Below are 16,954 nucleotides of genomic sequence, written 5' to 3'. Positions count from 1 at the left end.
GCGACATGCGGCCATCGCGGGGGCAGACAAGCGCGATCCATGGTCGGGGTGCGACGATGGCGGGCGTGCCTGCTGTTCGTCGCCTTCCCGTCGTGGCGGATCTGAGCTTGGTGACGGCGGGTGCGATGACGGCGAATGTGGCCGGTTATCTGCTTCAGCTACTCGCCGGACGGTGGCTCGGCGTCGCAGGTTACAGCGAATTCGCCAGTTTGCTCGCGGTGCAGCTGCTGTGCGCGGTGCCCGCGCTTGCGCTGCAGAACGTGGTCGCCAGGGAACTCGTGCGTGGCGCGAATGTGGCGGCGCTGCGCGGGTTGCAGTGGCGGTGCGCGGTGATCGTGGCCGCGGTGGCCGTGGCGCTGATTCCGGTCGTGACCATGGTGCTGGAGGTGAGTCCGGTCGCCTGCGCCGCCGCGCTCGTGCCCGCGCCCGCGTTGGTGATGCTCTCCGGCGAGCAGGGCGTTCTGCAGGGCAGCAGGAGATTCCGTGGACTCGCCGTCGTGCTCGGGGCTGCCGGGGTCGCGCGTGTGGTTCCCGCGATCGTGGTACTTGCGCTGGGTGCCGGTGCCGCGCCCGCCCTGTGGGCGGCAGCGTTCGGTATCGCCGGGGCGGCCGTGTTCGCTCGGTACGTGGCGGGGGCGTCAGCGGATGTGGTGCGCACGCCGGAAGCGGCCGAGCCGGAGGTGGAGGCGGCCGTCGACGGCGCGGGTTCGCTCGATCTGTACGCCCCGATCACCAGCGCCGGGTTCGCGGGCGTGATCGCGGTGCTGCGGGCCGCGCAGGTGCAGGCGGCGCTGATGGCGTTGTCATCGGCTGACCTGATCGTGGTGCGGATCGTCCTGGACGAGGACGACGCCAGCCGATACGCCCTCGGCACCATGGCAACCAAGATCGCCTTCTGGCTGCCTGCGGCCGTCGGTATGGTGCTGTATCCCCGGATGGCCCAGCCCGGCCACTCGGCGGGTGCGATCCGCTCGGCGCTGGCGGTGCTGTCCGGCATCGGTGCCGTTGCGGTGCTCGGCGCGGCCGTCGCCGCACCGCTGGCGCCCCTGTTCGCCGGGGAGGATTACGCGCCGATTCAGGGCCTGCTGTGGTTGTTCGCCTTGCACGGCGCCGTTCTCGCGGTGCTACAGGGCGCGCTGCTGTCCGCGATCGCTGTCGACCGCACCGCGCTGGCCGCCCTCGCCTGGCTCGGCCTTGCGATAGAGCTCGCTCTGATGCTGGCGTTCGCCCGCACGATCCCCGCCCTCATCACCACCGCCGCAGGCGTGGCCGCCACCACGACCGCCATCGTCGCCGTTCTGGTGCTCTATACCGCTGCCCGCCAACCGGACCGGGCTGAATCCGGGTCCTGATCGCGGTCGATGTACGCGGCTGGGCCGGCCGGTGCGGCCCGATATCGTCGGCCGGATCGGGCGCGGTCGTGATCACGCACCGTGGTCCGGTTTCTGGTCTACCCCGAGTTCCGCCGGTCGGTATTGCGGGAGTGCGGGCCAGGCCCAGGCCACGCCCAGCCGCATCGGTTGTTCTCGGCACGTGCTCGGCGGATCCGATGTCGAGGAGTGCTATTCCGGAGCAGCGCACCCCACGAAAACAATTCGGCTCCCCGGCGCGATTGCCGGGGAGCCGAATTGATCAGTTACTACCGCTGAGCGATCAGGGCTTCTCGGGAAGCTTGATCGTCTCGGTCGGTGCGTCCGCGTCACCACGGCGCGGGGCCGACGGTGCGGTGGGCGCCGCGGGAGCCGGACGGCGGGGCGGCACAGGGCCACGGCCGGCCGGGGCGGCCGCGCCGCCGCCGCGCACACCGAGGACGATGCCCGCGATCAGCGCGATCACGCCGACGACGCCGAGGATGATCGGCACGACGCGGCCGAACAGCGACAGCTTGTCGATGTTCTCCTTGGCGACGTCCAGCTGCGACTCGATGGTGGGCTCATCGAAGGTCAGGGTGGCCTTCAGTGCGGTGACCTGGGGCTTGTCGCCGGTCTCGCCGTAGTACATGTGGATGGCCTCTTGGCCGTCGACGATGGTGCCGGTCTCCGGCTCCACGAACATGTCGCGGGTGTTGGTGTACCAGCGGTACATGGTGATGTCACCCTCGCCCTCGACGCCCCACTTCGCGGCGGGCAGGGTGAGCTTGTAGGCAGGCTGCTGGCTGGCTTCCCACAGGTTCGCCGGCGGGACGACCTGCTGGAAGTGGTATACCTTGGTGCCGTTGATCTCGGTCTCTTCGATGAACTTGGCATCGGAGGTGACGCGGGCGGTCCGGTCGAAGTACGGGTAGTCCTTCTTCTCGGTGCCGATCGGGAACCGGTACTGCAGGCCTTCACGCTTGAAAGGCTCGGCGACGCTCTCGCCTTCCTTGTTCACGGTGGCCGCGATCGAGCCGTTCGGGTCCTCGTCCACCGGCTCACCGGACTTGCGGTCGATGGTGACGCGGTCGACCTCGGCGGTCAGCAGGCCGGTGTCGCCCTGCTTGTCGGTCCGACGCAGCGTCGTGCCCGCCTGGATGGTCATCTCGGTCGCGTCCGACGGCTCCTCGACGGTGACGAACCGCTGGAAGACCAGCGGCACCTTCGCGTCGACCTTCGCCGAGCCCTCGGGGGCGGTCAGCGATTTGGAGTCGAGCACGAGGCTCTCCGTGCCCTCGGCATTGACGGCGACGGTGGTGATCTCGAGGTCGAGGGGAGTCTTCGACATCTTGCTCAAGGTATAAGTCGGGATCATCAGCGCGGCCACGATGAGCAGCGCGCCGAGGCCCACGAGCAGGCAGGCAACCGTCCTTTTGGTTCCGGCACTCTGTGCCATGCAAAGTCTCCTCGTTGTAGAACACGGGTCGCTCCGTCGGTACTGTGGGCATGCCACAGCACTCGTGAGCCCCGACACTAACAGTCCGGTTATGAACCACACCGTGCCGAGGCCGGAATCGGACCTAAAATCGCCCGAGTCTAGCGCGAAAAGTGAAATGTCGGATTCTCATGTCGAAAGCCGCAGGGCAGACTGGACTCGATGATCGCCACCGCACCCACCACTACGGACGCTCCGGTTCGTCCCCGCGCCTTCCTGCCCGCGCTCGAAGGTATGCGCGGGATGGCGGCACTCGGTGTCTTGGTCACCCATGTCGCCTTCCAGACGGCGACCACCGGGGTGCCGGTGCTGGGCAAAATGCTGGAACGCTTCGATATGGCGGTGGCGGTGTTCTTCGCGCTGTCGGGATTCCTACTGTGGCGACCGCACGCGGCTGCGGCCCGTGGCCTCGGTACCGCACCCGGTGTCGGCCGCTACCTGCGTCATCGTGCCGCCCGCATTCTGCCCGCGTACTGGGTGGTGGTGTGTGTGGTGCTGGTGTTGCTGCCGAGCGCGGCCGACACCGCGGGCTTCCGGGTGTGGCTGTCCAATCTCGCGCTGCTGCAGGTGTTCATCCCCTTGACGCTGACCGACGGCTTGACCCAGATGTGGAGTCTGTCGGTGGAGGTGGCCTTTTATCTTGTGCTGCCGCTGTTGGCTTTCGCGCTGTCGGGGTTGCGCGGTTCGGCAGCGCGGGCGCGGATTCCGGCGGTGCTCGCGCTCGGGCTGATAAGTCTGTCCTGGAATTTCCTTCCAGTGCCCACACCGGACGCGATTCACGCCGACAATTGGCTGCCCGGATATCTGCCCTGGTTCGCCGGGGGCATGCTGCTCGCCGAATTGGCTGTCGATAGCCGACCGCTATCGAAGCTGCGCCGGATCGCGGGCAATCAGTGGTTGATGTGGAGTGTCGCGCTGGTCGCCTTCCTTGTCTCGGCGACGAACTTCGGCGGACCCGCCGGCCTCACGCGTGCCGAACCGTGGCAGTACGCCGCCAAGATGGGGCTCGGCGCGCTGATCGGATTCACCTTGCTCGCGCCGCTGATCCTGCGCGACTCCGCCGCGGCACCGCACCGCTGGCTGGAGTCGCCGGTCTGCCAAGCGATCGGCCGCTGGTCCTACGGCATCTTCATCTGGCACCTGGCGGTGCTGTCGATCGTCTTCCCGGTGTTCGGCATCGTGCCGTTCAGCGGTGATTTCCTGCTCGTGCTCACCCTGACCATCGCCATCACCCTCCCCATCTCCGCCGCCAGCTACGCGCTGATCGAAGAGCCGGTCCGCCGCTACGTCCGCCGACGGGATCAGGCGGCGGCGGCGCGCAAAGCGGAGTTGGCCGCGCAGCAATAACGGCCGTTGCTCGGATCCCTGATACGCGACCCGGTCTATTCGTGGCGCGAGGCCTCGTCGTGGTCGGCCTCTCCGTCGGCTCGGTTGGCGTCATCCCTGACCCCGCGCGCCGGCAGCGCAGCGATCCCGACTGCGATAACCGCGATCAGCGCGGGCAACTGCACCCACAGTGATCCGCCCATATAGCCGCTAGGGGAACGCCACGGACCGGTGGAGAGGGCAGCTGCCGAGAGCACGGTGCCGACACCGGCGGTCACGACCAATGCGGTGCGCGGAATCCGGTGGACGAAGCGCATCAGCGCGAGACCGGCTGCGGTGAGTGCGGTGCCGACCGGGCCGGAGATGATCGTGGCCGCGGCGGTGAGGCCGACGGCAGGGAGCCAGCGGGTGCGCCAGGTGCGTGGTGCGGGGCCGTCGGCGAGCGCGCGGCCGCGGCGGGGGAACGCGAGTGCGGCGAGCGGGATCAGCAGCAACAGGCCGCCGAAAATGGCCACGCGGTACCAGCGGTCGACCGGGAACGCGACAGTGATCGGTCCGGTCGTGCCCTCGGGCAGCAGCCAGCCCTGCTTCCAGCCGTCGACGACGATCGGTTCGAGTTCGCGCCCGTCCTCGGTCTGGGCGGTCCAACCGACGTTGGTGCTCAGCGGGAGAACCAGTAGCTGCGGGCCGGTTGCCTGATCCGATGCGGCGGGAACGGGGTCGACCGCAGGGTTGTCCAGGCGCAGCCGGTCAACGAAGAACAGTTCGGTCGGTGCCGCGATCACATCGACTCGTCCCGGGAAAAGGTCGACGGTAGCGGTCTGGGTCGAGTTCTGATCCCCCGCCGTGCCATCGGTGTCGGGCGACTGGGCGCCAGCGGTGGGAGGGTCAGACGCATCGGGATCGGGCTGGGACGAATCCGAATCAGCCGGGGCGCTGTCGGGTCCTTCGAGTGCCGCGCCCGCACCTGTGCAGACTCGCGCGGAAACCGGTGCGCCCGAACGCAGTTCGGCAGCGGTCCCGGTGATGGACGTGTGGAAGACCTGCCCGCCCAACGCGACGGTCGGCCCGTCCGCGCATCCGACCGTAATCAGCCGGTTCGGGTCGGCGGGCGCCGGATAGTCCGGGCCGAGCACCGACACCTCGGCCAGTCCGGGTGGTTGTGATTGGGCGAAACCGAGTGCGGTGCGGTCGAGCACCGGCGCCCAGCTCTGGATGCTGAGTTCGATGCGATCGGTGACCGTGGGGTGCAGGGAGATCCGGGTCTTCCCGTCCTCGTCGAGGTCGCGGACTTGCGGACCGTTGCCGAGATTCACCGATACCGCGGTCGGTGCGGCGGGCAGGCCGCCCAGTGACGGCGTGATCTCCAGGCCGTCGACCAGTGCCGGTTCCGGTAGTTCGATGGTCAGAGTGGGTTTGGCGCCGAGCAGGTTGCGTACCGAATCCTCCGGCGCGGTCCAGCTGGTACGCGGGTCGCCGTCGGTGGCCGCGAAAGCCGAACCGCGCAGGTCGCCCACATCGGATTTGCCGCGCGCGATCGGGCGGCGCGGATCGGTGAGTAGCGCCTCCAGTGCGGGGCCCTGGCGGGTGCGCACGGTCAGTTCGGGCGTGACGGTTATCGGATCCGGGACCGACAGCGTCCGCTGGAACGCGCCGAGTTCCTCGGGTGCGAGCGCCAGCCCCTTTCCGCAGCGCACCCGGTCGGGCGCGTCGAAACAGGCGCTGCGCCCAGGGAATTCCTGTCCGAGATCCCAGCCCGCGACTTGCGCGCCTTCGGGGGCGGGAGGCAGCACGGTCCGGTGCTGAATGTCGACGCGCACGGGCGCGTCGCGCACGGAGTAATCGTCGAGGGTGAGTTCGCTGATGCCGAACTGTCCGCCGCCGGTGCCGTCCTTGGTGCGGATGGCGGTGACGGTCAACCAGCTGGTCGAGCCCGCGGGCAGCGAAATCGACACCTGCGCACCTGGTTCGGAGATGCGGGCGGACACGCTGCCGTTATCGGTGCGCACCTCCACCCATTTCACCGGATCGCCGATCGCGGCCGCGCTGGTCGTCAACCGCAGCAGGCCCGAGCGGATGGGCTGGTCGAGATCGAGCCGAAGCCATTGCCCCACCGCGCGTTCGGCGCCGTTGCTCACCCAGCCGGTGGCCGGATCGCCGTCGACGGCGGCCACGGTGGAACTGCCGGGTGCCGAACCGCCGAGCTGGGTGGCGTCGGCGGCCGAACTGGATGCGGTGACGGTCGCGCCGGTCCATTCACCGCGCACCAATTCGGCTCCGGGAACGGGATAGTCGGGTACCAGATTGTGGGTGCGCCGCGCGTCGTCCGGTGCGCGTAGCGCCGAATTATGGTTGTCGACCTTGCCGAAATCGGCCTCTCGTGCCATCGGGGTGTCGGTGATGGTGACCGGTCCCAACGGTAGTCCGGCGCGTTGGACGTCGGCGGCAAGGAGGCGAGGTTCGGCCCCCGAGCCGGGATCTCGGTTCAGCCGTTCCAGTACCTCCGGCCCGCCCTGCACGGTGGGCACGGTGTTCAAAGGAACGGTGTAGGCGCCGGCAAACGAATCGGGTGCGCCGGTGCCGCTGCGCAGGTCGGCGGGGGTGCCGGGCGTCGGAGTCTCGACCCGGTAGATCTCGATCGCCGGGTAGGCGGGCCGCAGATCACCGTCGGCGACGAGCCCGTCGGCGATCACGCCGGCCTCGATCGGATCGCCGAAGGCGGCCACTCGACGAAGACCCGGCGAACCCTCGAGTGCCTGATGAGCGAGCATGGGCCGGGTCGAGCGCGAGGTATCCGGGTCGAGGTCGTTGCGCAACACCACAACGCCGATGCCCTGCCCGGCCAAGGTCGCGGCCAGCCCGGCCGACGGTCGCCCGTCGGCGATCAGTCGCTGCACCGAATCCATCGCGCGAATGGTGCCCGGCGGGTTCAGCGGCACCGCGTCGCGCACCGCCCACGGTGTTTGCGCCAGCGCCTGCAACGGTTCGTCGCGGGTGAGTCCCCACACCTGACTGCCGAACGGCGCGCCGGGCACCACAAGGGCCCGGGTGTCGGCGGCATTGTTCTCCAGCCACTGCGCGGTTTGGCGCCAGTAGTCGGGCACGTCGTCGTAGGCACCGCGCGGCGCGAGCTTGCCCGTCCATGCCAGCGAGGTGGACAGGGCGAGCGCGGTGAGGATCAATGCCGCTACCGCGACTTTCCGGTCCCGTTCGGGATGGGCGAACGCGCTGCGCCAGACCGGCATCGGCACCGAGGCGGGCAGCGGAACGCGGGCGATCAGATGGGCGAGACCCAGTACCAGCGGGATGCGGATGAGCGGCTCGAGCTTGTGCACATTGCGCAGCGGCGCGCCGCTCGAATCCAGGAACACCCGCACCGATTCGGCGAACGGGCCACCGAGTTCGCCGACGTATCCGGCGCTGATGCCGACCAGCCCGACGCACAGGATCAACGTCAACCGCCCGCGTCCAGGCATCGACCGCATCGCAAGCCCGGCCATCCCCGCCGCCGCGATCAGCCCGGTCGCCAGCACCGCGGCAGGCTGGGTGACCAGTACCGCGCCCGCGATGCGTTCCGGTGAGACGAACGGCGTCCAGCTGTCGGTCCCGCGCAGCACCTCGCCGAGTGAGGCCCATTGGGTGGTGACACCCGAGGATTCGATGAAGTCGAGGAACGGCGGGCTCACCCGGCCGAGCAGCAGCAGCGGCACCGCCCACCAGAATGTCGCGAGCACCAGCAGTGGCACCCACGCTCTGGTGAAGCGCCACCATCGCCGGTTCGGGCGGTAGGAAGCCCACCACAGCAGGGCGGGCAGGAACGCCGCGACGGTCGCCACCGCGTTCACCGCGCCCATCAGGGCCAGCGCCAGCGCGCTGCCCGCGGGCGATCGCGCGCCACCACGCCGACGTTTGTACGCGGTGCCCAGCGCGGCCGGAGCCAGCAGTACCCACGGCGCCAGCACCATCGGCAGCGTTTCCGAAGAAATCGACCCGAGAGTGGTCAGCACCCGAGGCGACAGCGTGAACGCGACCGCCGCGACCACCCGGGAGCCCCTGCTGCCGATCCCGAGCGTTTCGCACAGCCGCACGATGCCCCAGAATCCCGCGAGCAGTAGCAGCGCCCACCAGATCCGCTGGGTCACCCAGGCCGGGAGTCCGAGCAGGTCGCCGAGGGAAAAGAACGTTCCGTGCGGGAAGAAGTACCCGTACGCCTGGTTCTGCACCTGCCCCATCGGGGCCTGGCTGCTCCACATATGCGAGGCGCGGTCCAGGAATCCGAGCGGGTTCTCGGCCAGGTCGTATTTGGTGTCGGCGACGGTGAGGCCGGGGGCCTGGAGGAAGGTCAGCAGGAACGCGGCGACGACGGTGCCCGCGAACCAGCGTCTGCCAAGGGGGGCGGTCTCCGAGGTAGGAGCCGGTGCCCGATCTGCACTGGGCGCGCCCTTCGACGGCCGGTCGGCATCCGGTCGGCGCACGGGGGTGCTGGTCTGGTCGGGCATCTCGTTCGTATCAGTCGGCATCGCGGGCATCGGGTCGAGCACACGCGAGGGTAGCCGCGAAATGCGCCGAACCTGGCGCACGCGGGGTGGCCAGGTGGGGCATCGTCGGGGTGCGGTGCTGCGCAGGTTCGGCGCGCACCACGGTCAGCGGATCGCTCGCGCCGGACGCGAGCGATCCGAAGAAAACCGGGTGTGGATCAGCGGCTGCCGTATTCGACGTTGTTCAGCAGCGAGGAGTCGGCGTCGCCGCTGCGGTCGATGTCCGGGCGCGAGTTCTGCTGCACTGCCGCCGTGATGATGAACACCGCGATCGCGCCGAGGACGGCGCCGGCGACCGCACTAGCGGCACCAGGTACAGCAAACTTCATCGGGGCACTCCAATACTTCGCGGAAGGCAGGTATTCCCGGCCAACCTAGCAGGACTTCGGCCATCCGCGTACGCGCAGGCCTGCTATAGCCATCAGGTATTTCCAGATCGGCTGGTGACCATGGTCGCACGAGCGCCGATCCAGCGGGACGTGTCGCTACCCGCCGAGATGCGCCGGTGGCGGTCATCAGGTCCCTGTCTCCGGATCAGGCCGGTGGTAGGGCACAGTTCACGCTGTCGAGCAGTGTGCGCAGCTTGGCGGTGGTTTCGGCGAGTTCGATCTGCGGCTCCGAGGCCGCCACGATTCCGCCGCCGGCGAAGGCACGCAGCGACAGGCCGTCGGCGGCGATCTCGGCGCAGCGAATCGCCACCACCCAGTCGCCGTCACCGGCGGCGTCGCACCAGCCCGCGGCGCCGCCGTAGAAGCCGCGCTCGCCTTCCAGCTCGACGATGGCGTCGAGCGCTTCCGGTGTCGGCGTCCCGCACACCGCGGGCGTCGGATGCAGCAGCAACGCCAGTTCGAGCGCGGTCGGCGCCGGATCGCGCAGGGTGCCGGTGATCGGCGTGCCCAGATGCCAGACCTGCTGGGTCTGCACCAGTTCCGGGCCGTCGGGAACCGACAGCGACGAGCACAGCGGGCTCAGCTTCTCCGCGATCCAATCGATGACGAAGGCGTGCTCCTCGCGATTCTTCGGGCTCGCCAGCAGCTCTCGGGCTTGGGCGGCGTCGGCGTCCGGATCGGCGAGGCGGGGCAGCGTACCCGCGAGCGGATGCAATGTGACGGTGCTGCCGTGCCGGGACACCAGCACCTCGGGCGTCGCACCGACCAGCGTCTCGCCCGGACGTCCGGCCGGGGACAGATCCACCGCGTAGACATGCGCCCGCGGATGCCGGATCAGCAAGTGAGCGGCCACCACCTCCGGGTCGAGCGGTTGCTCGGAAGCGGCGAGCACCGATCGCGCTGCCACCACTTTGCGTAGCGGCTGCCGTGGATCGCCGAGCTGCTCGACCAGTTTCGCCACCCGCGCCAAGTGCTCACCTGGGCTCGGCAGCTCGCTGATCACCGTGACCTCGGGCAGCTCGGGCACAGCGGCGGGCCGCCAGGGTCCGGCCGTATGTTCCACCCGGCCCGGAACGGTCAACGCGGCCTTTTCTCGTGGATCGAAGGGCAGCGCCCCCACCACCATCGCGGCCGATCCGTCGCGCAGTGCCGCCACCGCCTGCTGTGCGTCGTCGAAAGCGGCGCGCGTGTCGTGCGCCCGGAGCACACCGTCCGGCGTGGCCAGCAAGAACCCGTCCATAGCCCGACGGTATCCGCGGAAATCGCGGAGTTGGTGAGCTACGTCCGCCGAGGCGACGAAGATCTCATCTGCGGCCATAGCAGCTCGTTGTTAACGGTTGCCCGTCGTGAAAACGCGCCGAGCCCGGTTCGACGGCGCAGCTCGCCCTCCGGGCGGTGCTCACTTGCCCGGCGGAACCAGCAGCACCGGCCGGTGACAGTGTTTGAGGACGGCGTCGGCCACGCTGCTGTGCAGTAGCGCGCGGATTCCGGTGGCGCCGCGGGTACCCGCGACGACGATGTCGACGTCCAGATCGTCGGCGCATTCGACGATGGCGTTCCAGATCGTCGAGGTGCATTCCGCGGTTCTGGCCTCGGCGTTGAGCCCGGCCAATTCGGCAAGGCGCACACCCTCACGATTGGTTTCGCGGGCCGAGACGTAGGCGATGTCCTCGATCTCTTCGTCGGGCACCCATTCCGGCTGCATCACCCCGGACAGTCCGGAGATGCGGGCGGCCTGGCGCACCATGGGTTCCCATGCGGTCAGCACCACCGCGCGATCGGCCGTGAGGAATCGTCCGGCGTATTCGATGGCCCGTTTGGCGTTCTCGGATCCGTCGTAGGCGATGAGCATCAGATCGCAGGGCACGACGACCTCCCGGTGGTCTCATGGCTACGTCCTCAGGTTACTCCGGCATCGGTGCCGCGCCGGGCATCTGCGTGGGGCGGGTGGGCCGTGGTCGCGGGGCCTGGCGCACTGTGGGCTACTGCGGGACCGCCGCGCGGATTACCGTCGAGACATGCGCGCGGATTACCGTCGACTCATGCGGAAGACGCCTCTCGTCCTGTTCGCGGTATTGGCTGCCATTGCGACCGGTTGTTCCGGCGGTGACGCCGGAAACTCGGCCACGTCCCGTCCGGTGGCCACCGAAGCGACCACCGGCGCGACTCCCGGCGCCACCACCACCGGCGAACGCGACTGTTCCGCCGACTATCTGGCGAAATTCACCCAGCGTCAGAAACTCGCCCAGTTGCTGACCGTCGGCGTCAACGGCACCGCGGACGCACTGGCGGTGGTGCGTGATCACCAGGTCGGCGGCATCTTCATCGGCGGCTGGACCGATCAGTCGCTGCTGACCGGCGGCCAGATGGAGCAGGTGAAGGCGGCGGCGAACGTGCCGCTGATGGTCACCATCGACGAGGAGGGCGGTCGCGTCTCGCGCGTCGCCGATCTGATCGGGCCTGCGCCTTCGGCCCGCGAGACAGCGCAAACCATGACCACCGACGAGTTCTACACCGCGACTCTGGCCAGGGGTCAGGCGCTCAAAGATCTCGGCATCACGGTGAATTTCGCGCCCGACGTCGATGTGAGCAGCCAGCCGGCCAACTCCGTCATCGGTGATCGTTCCTTCTCCGACGATCCGATGGTCGTCACCGAGTACGCGGGCGCCTACATCCGCGCCATGCGTGAGGTCGGTGTCGGCACGGTGATGAAGCATTTCCCCGGGCACGGTGCCGGTTCCGGTGATTCGCATCTGGGCGCCGTACGCACCCCGCCGCTGGATCAATTGCAGAACCGCGATCTGGTGCCGTTCCGCGATCTGGTCGGCTCGGGTGCAGCCGTCATGGTGGGCCACCTGGATGTGCCCGGTCTGACCGAGCCGGACGTCCCCGCCAGCATCAGCCCCGCAGTGATGGATCTGCTGCGCAAGGGCACCGGCTACGGCGCCGCGCCCTTCGACGGCCCGATCTTCACCGACGATCTGGGCGGCATGGCGGCCATCACCAACCGCATGACGATCGCGGAGGCGGTGGAGGCTGCGCTGGTCGCCGGCGCCGACAACGCCCTGTGGATTACCACCGATGCTGTCCCGCAGGTGCTCGACCGTCTCGAGCAGGCTGTATGGAGCGGACGTCTGCCGATCGCGCAGGTGGATGCGTCGGTGCTGCGGATGGCCTGGTTCAAGGGCGCGCCCCTGCACTGCTGAGCCCCGTGACGCTGCCGGCCGCCGCCCACATCGGCGCCGTTGCCGCCGGTGGGAATCGCGTGCTGTGATCTGCCGCGTAGGCTGCCCGACGCGGTGCGGCCCGTTGTGCGCCGCCGCCGATGCGCACTATCCAGCCGCCAGTGTTTACCTCGAGCCGTTCTGAGCGACTGCTGGGCAAATCGGTCCTAGGAGAACTTACCTTGGAGTAATATAGAAGGCTCACCCTGTAGTAGGAGAGCAGATGGCGGGCGGAACGAAGCGACTTCCCCGGGCGGTTCGTGAGCAGCAGATGCTCGACGCCGCCGTCGAGGTGTTCTCGCGTAAGGGTTTCCACGAGACGTCCATGGACGCGATCGCGGCCGAAGCCAAGATCTCCAAGCCGATGCTGTACCTCTACTACGGTTCCAAGGACGAGCTGTTCCGCGCCTGCATCCAGCGTGAGGGCCTGCGCTTCATCGAATCGGTCGCCCCTGCCGGTAACCCGCTGCTCTCGCCGCACGAACAGTTGCGCACCGCGCTGGAGGGTTTCCTCGGCTTCGTCGACCACAACCGCCACTCCTGGCAGGTGCTCTATCGGCAGGCCATCGGTCAGCAGGCCTTCGCTTCCGAAATCGAGAACGCCCGCGAGCGCGTTATCGAGCTGACCGCCAAACTGCTCGAATCCAGCGCCAAGCATGCCGTACCCGGTACCAATTTCGATGTCGTCGCCGCGGCCGTCATCGGCGCGGGCGAAGCCATCGCCGACCGCGTCGCCACCGGGAAGATCGAGGTCTCCGAAGCCGTCGACCTCCTCGACGACCTCGCGTGGAGCGGTCTCGCCGGCCGCAAGAAAGCCGAATAGCTCGGCCCGCGAGTGGTACCTCAGCGCGGATGCCACTCGCGATATGCCGCAGCCATGTACCACTCGCGATTCGCGTCGACGGGTGCGTGCGGTGACGGTCAGGTCGAGTTCGCGGGTGCGGCGCGGTTCGGTGGGGCGTTCGTTGCCGCCGAAACGGGGCGATGGGTTGCCGCGCAGCGCGGTAGGTGCGAGAGTTCGGTGCGTTCTGCGGGGCCGGGGATATTCGGCAAGACATGCACGGAGGGGACATTTGTTCGGGTTGCTGAAGCCGTGTGGGCACAGTGCGGCGAAGTACGGGGTGGATCCGGGGCAATGGCAGGCACATATGTGCGGGCTCTGTCTCGGCCTGCGTGACGGGCACGGGCAACTCGCCCGCAGCGCCACCAATACCGATGCGATCGTGCTGAGCATGCTCACCGAAGCGCAGCTGGAGGGCCGAGGAGAACGGACCACTGCCGGGCCGTGCCCGTTGCGCGGCATGCGGCGCGCACAGGTGGCCACGGCAGATTCGGCGGGGATCATGCTGGCGTCGACGGCATCGCTGCTGTTGGGATCGGCCAAGATTCGCGACCACGTCGACGACGGCGACACGTCGGTGCTGACCCGCCGTCCGATGGCGAAGGTGTCGAGCCGCTGGGCCGAACGCGCCCGGCGCCAGGCGGAACTGATCGGTTTCGATGTGGAACCGCTTGTCGCTGCCATTGAGTCACAAGCTGATCGGGAACGTCGCGCGCATCTGCTCACGCTCGAGGAGCTGACCGTGCCGACCCAGGTGTGCGCCGCGGAGTTCTTCGCCCACTCCGCGGTCCTGGCCGAGCGGCCGGAAAACATTGCCCCGCTGCGGGAGGCGGGCAGGCATTTCGGCCATATCGCCCACCTCGCCGACGCGATCGAGGACTTCGATACCGATCGCGAACGCGGCCGGTTCAACCCCCTCGCCGCCACCGGCACCGGGATGCCGCAAGCGTATGAGCTACTGCACCAGTCGGACTCGAGTTTGCGCGCGGCTATCGCTGTGACCGACCTCGCTGACCAGCCTGCCGTGCGGTGGATGTTGCTCGACCCGCTGAATTCGCTGGTGCGCCGCATCGGGCGGGGTATAGGTGCGGTGACCGGGCACGCCTGCTCGGTGACATCGCGTGATTCGGCCGAACTGCGCAGACATGACACCGGCCATCGCCCGCCGACCCGCCGCCCTGGCATCGGCGACGCCCTGCCCGCCGTCCTCGGCATCTACTGCACCGGATATGCGTGCTGCGCCGACCACACCAATCCGTGCAATGGCGAACGCCGCCCCGCCTGGTGGAAGGAACACCTCGGCGATTGCTGCGATGGCGTCGACTGCTGCTCGAACTGTGGCGACTGCTGCGGCGGCGACGGCGGCTGCTGCGATGGCTGCTGCTGTGACGGGTGCGGTTGCGACTGCTGAATCGCTGCGACCGAAACGAAAGAGCCGCGCACCCATAGAGGTGCGCGGCTCTCATCGAGTCCAGCTGAAACTCAGCGCAGGGTCGCGGTCAGATGCGGGAACCCCTTCTTCGGGTTGCGCAACGCCAGATCCCAGCCGCCGTCGGCCTGATCGGCGTACAGGTTCACCTTCGACGGCAAGAAGATCGGCTTACCGAACTTCACCGAGTAGGTGGCCCGCTCCGGAATCCGGCCCTCGATCGAGCCGAGAACCATTGCCGCCGACCACATGCCGTGCGCGATTGCCTTCGGGAAACCGAAGGCCTTGGCGCCGAGCGCGGAGGTGTGGATCGGGTTGTGGTCACCCGAGGCCGCCGCGTAGCGGGTGATCGTCGGCTGATCCACACGCAGGGCGCGCAGCGGGGGCGGCGGCACCTCGTCGGGCTTGGGATCGGGCTTGGGCCCGCCCGAGAGTGAGGTGCGCTGCTGGTGCAGGAAGGTGGTGACCTGACGCCACACCAGCTCGCGACCCACCCGGATCTCGCTGATCGCGTCGACCAGCAGACCCTTCGGGTGCTCGCGCAGGTTCTCGATATGCGCGGTGATGTCGAGCGGTTCGCTCACCGAGATCTCGCGGGTGCGTTCGATGACGTTCTCCGCATGCACCGCGCCCACCGCGACGAACGGGAAGTCGCGCTGCACCACCAGTTGCATCACCACCGGGAAGGTGAGGATGAACGGGTAGGTCAGCGGCAGCGAATCACCGAAACGCAGGCCCGTCGCCCGGCAGTAGGCGGCCAGATGATCGGGATCGACCTTGACGCCCTCGAGCTTGATCTCACGATCGGGCAGCGCGGGCTTGCGTGCCGCGACCAGCGGCAACGGCACCGAACCGAGCGCTGCCTTCAGGTACAGCTTGCCGTTCTTCGGCGCCTCGGTGAGGGTGATCGTCTCGGTCATCATGCTCCGATCAGGCTCTGACCGCAGACGCGAACCACGTTGCCGGTCACCGCGTTCGACGCCGGGGAGGCGAAGAAGGCGATGGCCTCGGCGACGTCGACGGTCTGGCCACCCTGCAGCAGCGAGCTCATCAGCCGGCCCGCCTCACGGGTGCCGAGCGGGATGGCGGCGGTCATCGCGGTCTCGATGAAGCCGGGGGCGACGGCGTTGATGGTGATGCCCTTCTCGGCCAGCTTCGGCGATTCGGCGTTCACCATCCCGATGACACCGGCCTTGGAGGCGCCGTAGTTGGTCTGGCCACGGTTACCGGCGATGCCCGCGATGGAGGACACGTCGATGACGCGGCCACCAGCCTTCAACGCACCCGAGGCCACCAGGCCCTCGGTAATGCGGTGCGGCGCAGCGAGGTTGACGCCGATGACGGAGTTCCAGCGGCCCTCGTCCATGTTCGCGAGCAGCTTGTCGCGGGTGATGCCCGCGTTGTGCACGATGATGTCGATGCCGCCGAAACGTTCGGTGGCGAATTCGGCCAGCTTCTGCGCGGCGTCGGGCGCGGTGACATCGAGCGCGAGCGCGGTGCCGCCGACCTTGTTGGCGGTCTCCGACAGCGCCTCACCGGCGGCCGGGATATCGGCGACGATCACCTGGGCGCCGTCGCGGGCGAAGACCTCGGCGATGGTGGCGCCGATACCGCGCGCGGCACCGGTGACCACGGCGACCTTGCCCTCCAGCGGGCGATCCCAGTTGGCGGGGGCGACGGCGTCGTCCTTGCCGACCCGGATGACCTGGCCGTCGACGAAGGCCGACTTGGCCGAGAGCAGGAACCGCAGCGTCGATTCCAGGCCGGTGGCGGCGGCGGAGGCCTCCGGGTGCAGGTACACCAGTTGGGCGGTGGCGCCACGCAGTAGTTCCTTGGCGACGCTGCGGGTGAAGCCCTCGAGCGCGCGCTGGGCGATCTGCTCGTCGACGCTCGACGTCAGCTCCGGCGTGGTGCCGATGACGACGACGCGGCCGGACGCGGCGAGGCTGCGCATGGCCGGCTGGAAGAACTCGAACAGCTGCGACAGGTCCTCGATGGAGCCGATGCCGGTGGCGTCGAAGACCAGCGCGCCGTGCTTGGTGCCCTGGACGGGGGTGTCGGTGAAGGTGCAGTCGGTCAACAGGGCGCGGACCGGCTCGGCGACCCGGCCCTTACCGCCGAGCAGCACCGGACCCGGCAGGGCCGGCTCACCCTTGACGTAGCGCCGCAGGGACTCCGGCTGCGGCAGGCCCAGCTTGCTCGCGAGGAAGGCGCCGGGGGCGGAATGGACGAACGATCCGTAGAGGTTGGGTGCACCCTTGCTCTTGGCTGCCACGATTCCTACCTTTTCTGTGCTCGATGTCTGGAATGTCGGTGCGTCCCCCTGCTTGCGCTCGCATCACTCCATAGGCTGCCTGACC

At 68.7% G+C, this 16,954-nt stretch carries 12 protein-coding genes; 5 read left to right on the top strand and 7 right to left on the bottom strand.

Going from position 1 to position 16,954, the window contains the following annotated elements:
• Positions 1–56: 56 nt before the first annotated feature.
• Entirely contained in the window at positions 57–1,352 is a 1,296-nt protein-coding gene (locus ACFXNW_RS00355) for a polysaccharide biosynthesis protein (RefSeq protein ID WP_379414765.1), read from the top strand.
• Between the two features lie 301 nt (positions 1,353–1,653).
• Here the strand turns inward: ACFXNW_RS00355 and ACFXNW_RS00350 are convergent, their stop codons facing one another.
• Positions 1,654–2,808 (bottom strand): DUF3068 domain-containing protein, encoded by a 1,155-nt coding sequence (locus ACFXNW_RS00350; RefSeq protein WP_379414763.1) that lies wholly within the window; start codon positions 2,806–2,808, stop codon positions 1,654–1,656.
• A gap of 201 nt (positions 2,809–3,009) precedes the next feature.
• Here ACFXNW_RS00350 and ACFXNW_RS00345 point away from each other — a divergent pair, with 201 nt between their 5' ends.
• Entirely contained in the window at positions 3,010–4,194 is a 1,185-nt protein-coding gene (locus ACFXNW_RS00345) for an acyltransferase family protein (RefSeq protein ID WP_379414761.1), read from the top strand.
• A gap of 35 nt (positions 4,195–4,229) precedes the next feature.
• Here the strand turns inward: ACFXNW_RS00345 and ACFXNW_RS00340 are convergent, their stop codons facing one another.
• From ACFXNW_RS00340 to ACFXNW_RS00325, 4 genes are all read right to left on the bottom strand, one after another.
• On the bottom strand, positions 4,230–8,672 hold the full coding sequence (locus ACFXNW_RS00340) for an alpha-(1->3)-arabinofuranosyltransferase (RefSeq protein WP_379416216.1): 4,443 nt from the start codon (positions 8,670–8,672) through the stop codon (positions 4,230–4,232).
• Between the two features lie 197 nt (positions 8,673–8,869).
• The gene (locus ACFXNW_RS00335) at positions 8,870–9,040 is read right to left on the bottom strand and encodes a DUF2613 domain-containing protein (protein ID WP_014353524.1); all 171 of its coding nucleotides are present in this window, start codon (positions 9,038–9,040) and stop codon (positions 8,870–8,872) included.
• 205 nt (positions 9,041–9,245) lie between these two features.
• Positions 9,246–10,340, bottom strand: coding sequence for an isochorismate synthase MenF (locus ACFXNW_RS00330; protein ID WP_379414759.1), 1,095 nt, complete (start codon positions 10,338–10,340; stop codon positions 9,246–9,248).
• Positions 10,341–10,499: 159 nt separating this feature from the next.
• Positions 10,500–10,967: a universal stress protein gene (locus ACFXNW_RS00325; protein WP_163822644.1), complete on the bottom strand. Its 468-nt coding sequence runs from the start codon at positions 10,965–10,967 to the stop codon at positions 10,500–10,502.
• Positions 10,968–11,142: 175 nt separating this feature from the next.
• Between ACFXNW_RS00325 and ACFXNW_RS00320 the strand changes: the two genes are divergently transcribed.
• The 3 genes from ACFXNW_RS00320 to ACFXNW_RS00310 all read left to right on the top strand — a co-directional run bounded on the left by ACFXNW_RS00320 (position 11,143) and on the right by ACFXNW_RS00310 (position 14,576).
• Positions 11,143–12,306: a glycoside hydrolase family 3 N-terminal domain-containing protein gene (locus ACFXNW_RS00320; RefSeq protein WP_379414757.1), complete on the top strand. Its 1,164-nt coding sequence runs from the start codon at positions 11,143–11,145 to the stop codon at positions 12,304–12,306.
• A 241-nt stretch (positions 12,307–12,547) separates the two neighbouring features.
• Entirely contained in the window at positions 12,548–13,147 is a 600-nt protein-coding gene (locus ACFXNW_RS00315; RefSeq protein WP_379414756.1) for a TetR/AcrR family transcriptional regulator, read from the top strand.
• A gap of 250 nt (positions 13,148–13,397) precedes the next feature.
• Positions 13,398–14,576 carry a DUF5685 family protein gene (locus ACFXNW_RS00310; RefSeq protein WP_379414754.1) on the top strand — a complete coding sequence of 393 codons (1,179 nt, stop codon included), beginning with the start codon at positions 13,398–13,400 and terminating at the stop codon, positions 14,574–14,576.
• A gap of 71 nt (positions 14,577–14,647) precedes the next feature.
• Here the strand turns inward: ACFXNW_RS00310 and ACFXNW_RS00305 are convergent, their stop codons facing one another.
• The gene (locus ACFXNW_RS00305) at positions 14,648–15,517 is read right to left on the bottom strand and encodes a MaoC family dehydratase (RefSeq protein WP_379414753.1); all 870 of its coding nucleotides are present in this window, start codon (positions 15,515–15,517) and stop codon (positions 14,648–14,650) included.
• Positions 15,514–16,869 (bottom strand): 3-oxoacyl-ACP reductase, encoded by a 1,356-nt coding sequence (locus ACFXNW_RS00300; protein WP_379414751.1) that lies wholly within the window; start codon positions 16,867–16,869, stop codon positions 15,514–15,516. Before ACFXNW_RS00300 ends, ACFXNW_RS00305 begins: the two co-directional genes overlap by 4 nt.
• Positions 16,870–16,954 lie beyond the last annotated feature (85 nt).

The sequence above is a fragment of the Nocardia sp. NPDC059180 genome, from assembly GCF_042754945.1.
In the GTDB taxonomy this organism is placed as follows: Bacteria; Actinomycetota; Actinomycetes; order Mycobacteriales; family Mycobacteriaceae; genus Nocardia.
Note: the sequence above shows the minus strand (reverse complement) of the source record. Positions and strands in the feature narration are given on the sequence as shown.

Bases quoted from the DNA above. Each gene is read 5' to 3' on its own strand.
- ACFXNW_RS00355 (WP_379414765.1), top strand. From the start codon at position 57: ATGGCGGGCGTGCCTGCTGTTCGTCGCCTTCCCGTCGTGGCGGATCTG.
- ACFXNW_RS00320 (WP_379414757.1), top strand. From the start codon at position 11,143: ATGCGGAAGACGCCTCTCGTCCTGTTCGCGGTATTGGCTGCCATTGCG.
- ACFXNW_RS00350 (WP_379414763.1), bottom strand. From the start codon at position 2,808: ATGGCACAGAGTGCCGGAACCAAAAGGACGGTTGCCTGCCTGCTCGTG.
- ACFXNW_RS00335 (WP_014353524.1), bottom strand. From the start codon at position 9,040: ATGAAGTTTGCTGTACCTGGTGCCGCTAGTGCGGTCGCCGGCGCCGTC.
- ACFXNW_RS00305 (WP_379414753.1), bottom strand. From the start codon at position 15,517: ATGATGACCGAGACGATCACCCTCACCGAGGCGCCGAAGAACGGCAAG.
- ACFXNW_RS00330 (WP_379414759.1), bottom strand. From the start codon at position 10,340: ATGGACGGGTTCTTGCTGGCCACGCCGGACGGTGTGCTCCGGGCGCAC.
- ACFXNW_RS00345 (WP_379414761.1), top strand. From the start codon at position 3,010: ATGATCGCCACCGCACCCACCACTACGGACGCTCCGGTTCGTCCCCGC.
- ACFXNW_RS00315 (WP_379414756.1), top strand. From the start codon at position 12,548: ATGGCGGGCGGAACGAAGCGACTTCCCCGGGCGGTTCGTGAGCAGCAG.
- ACFXNW_RS00340 (WP_379416216.1), bottom strand. From the start codon at position 8,672: ATGCCCGACCAGACCAGCACCCCCGTGCGCCGACCGGATGCCGACCGG.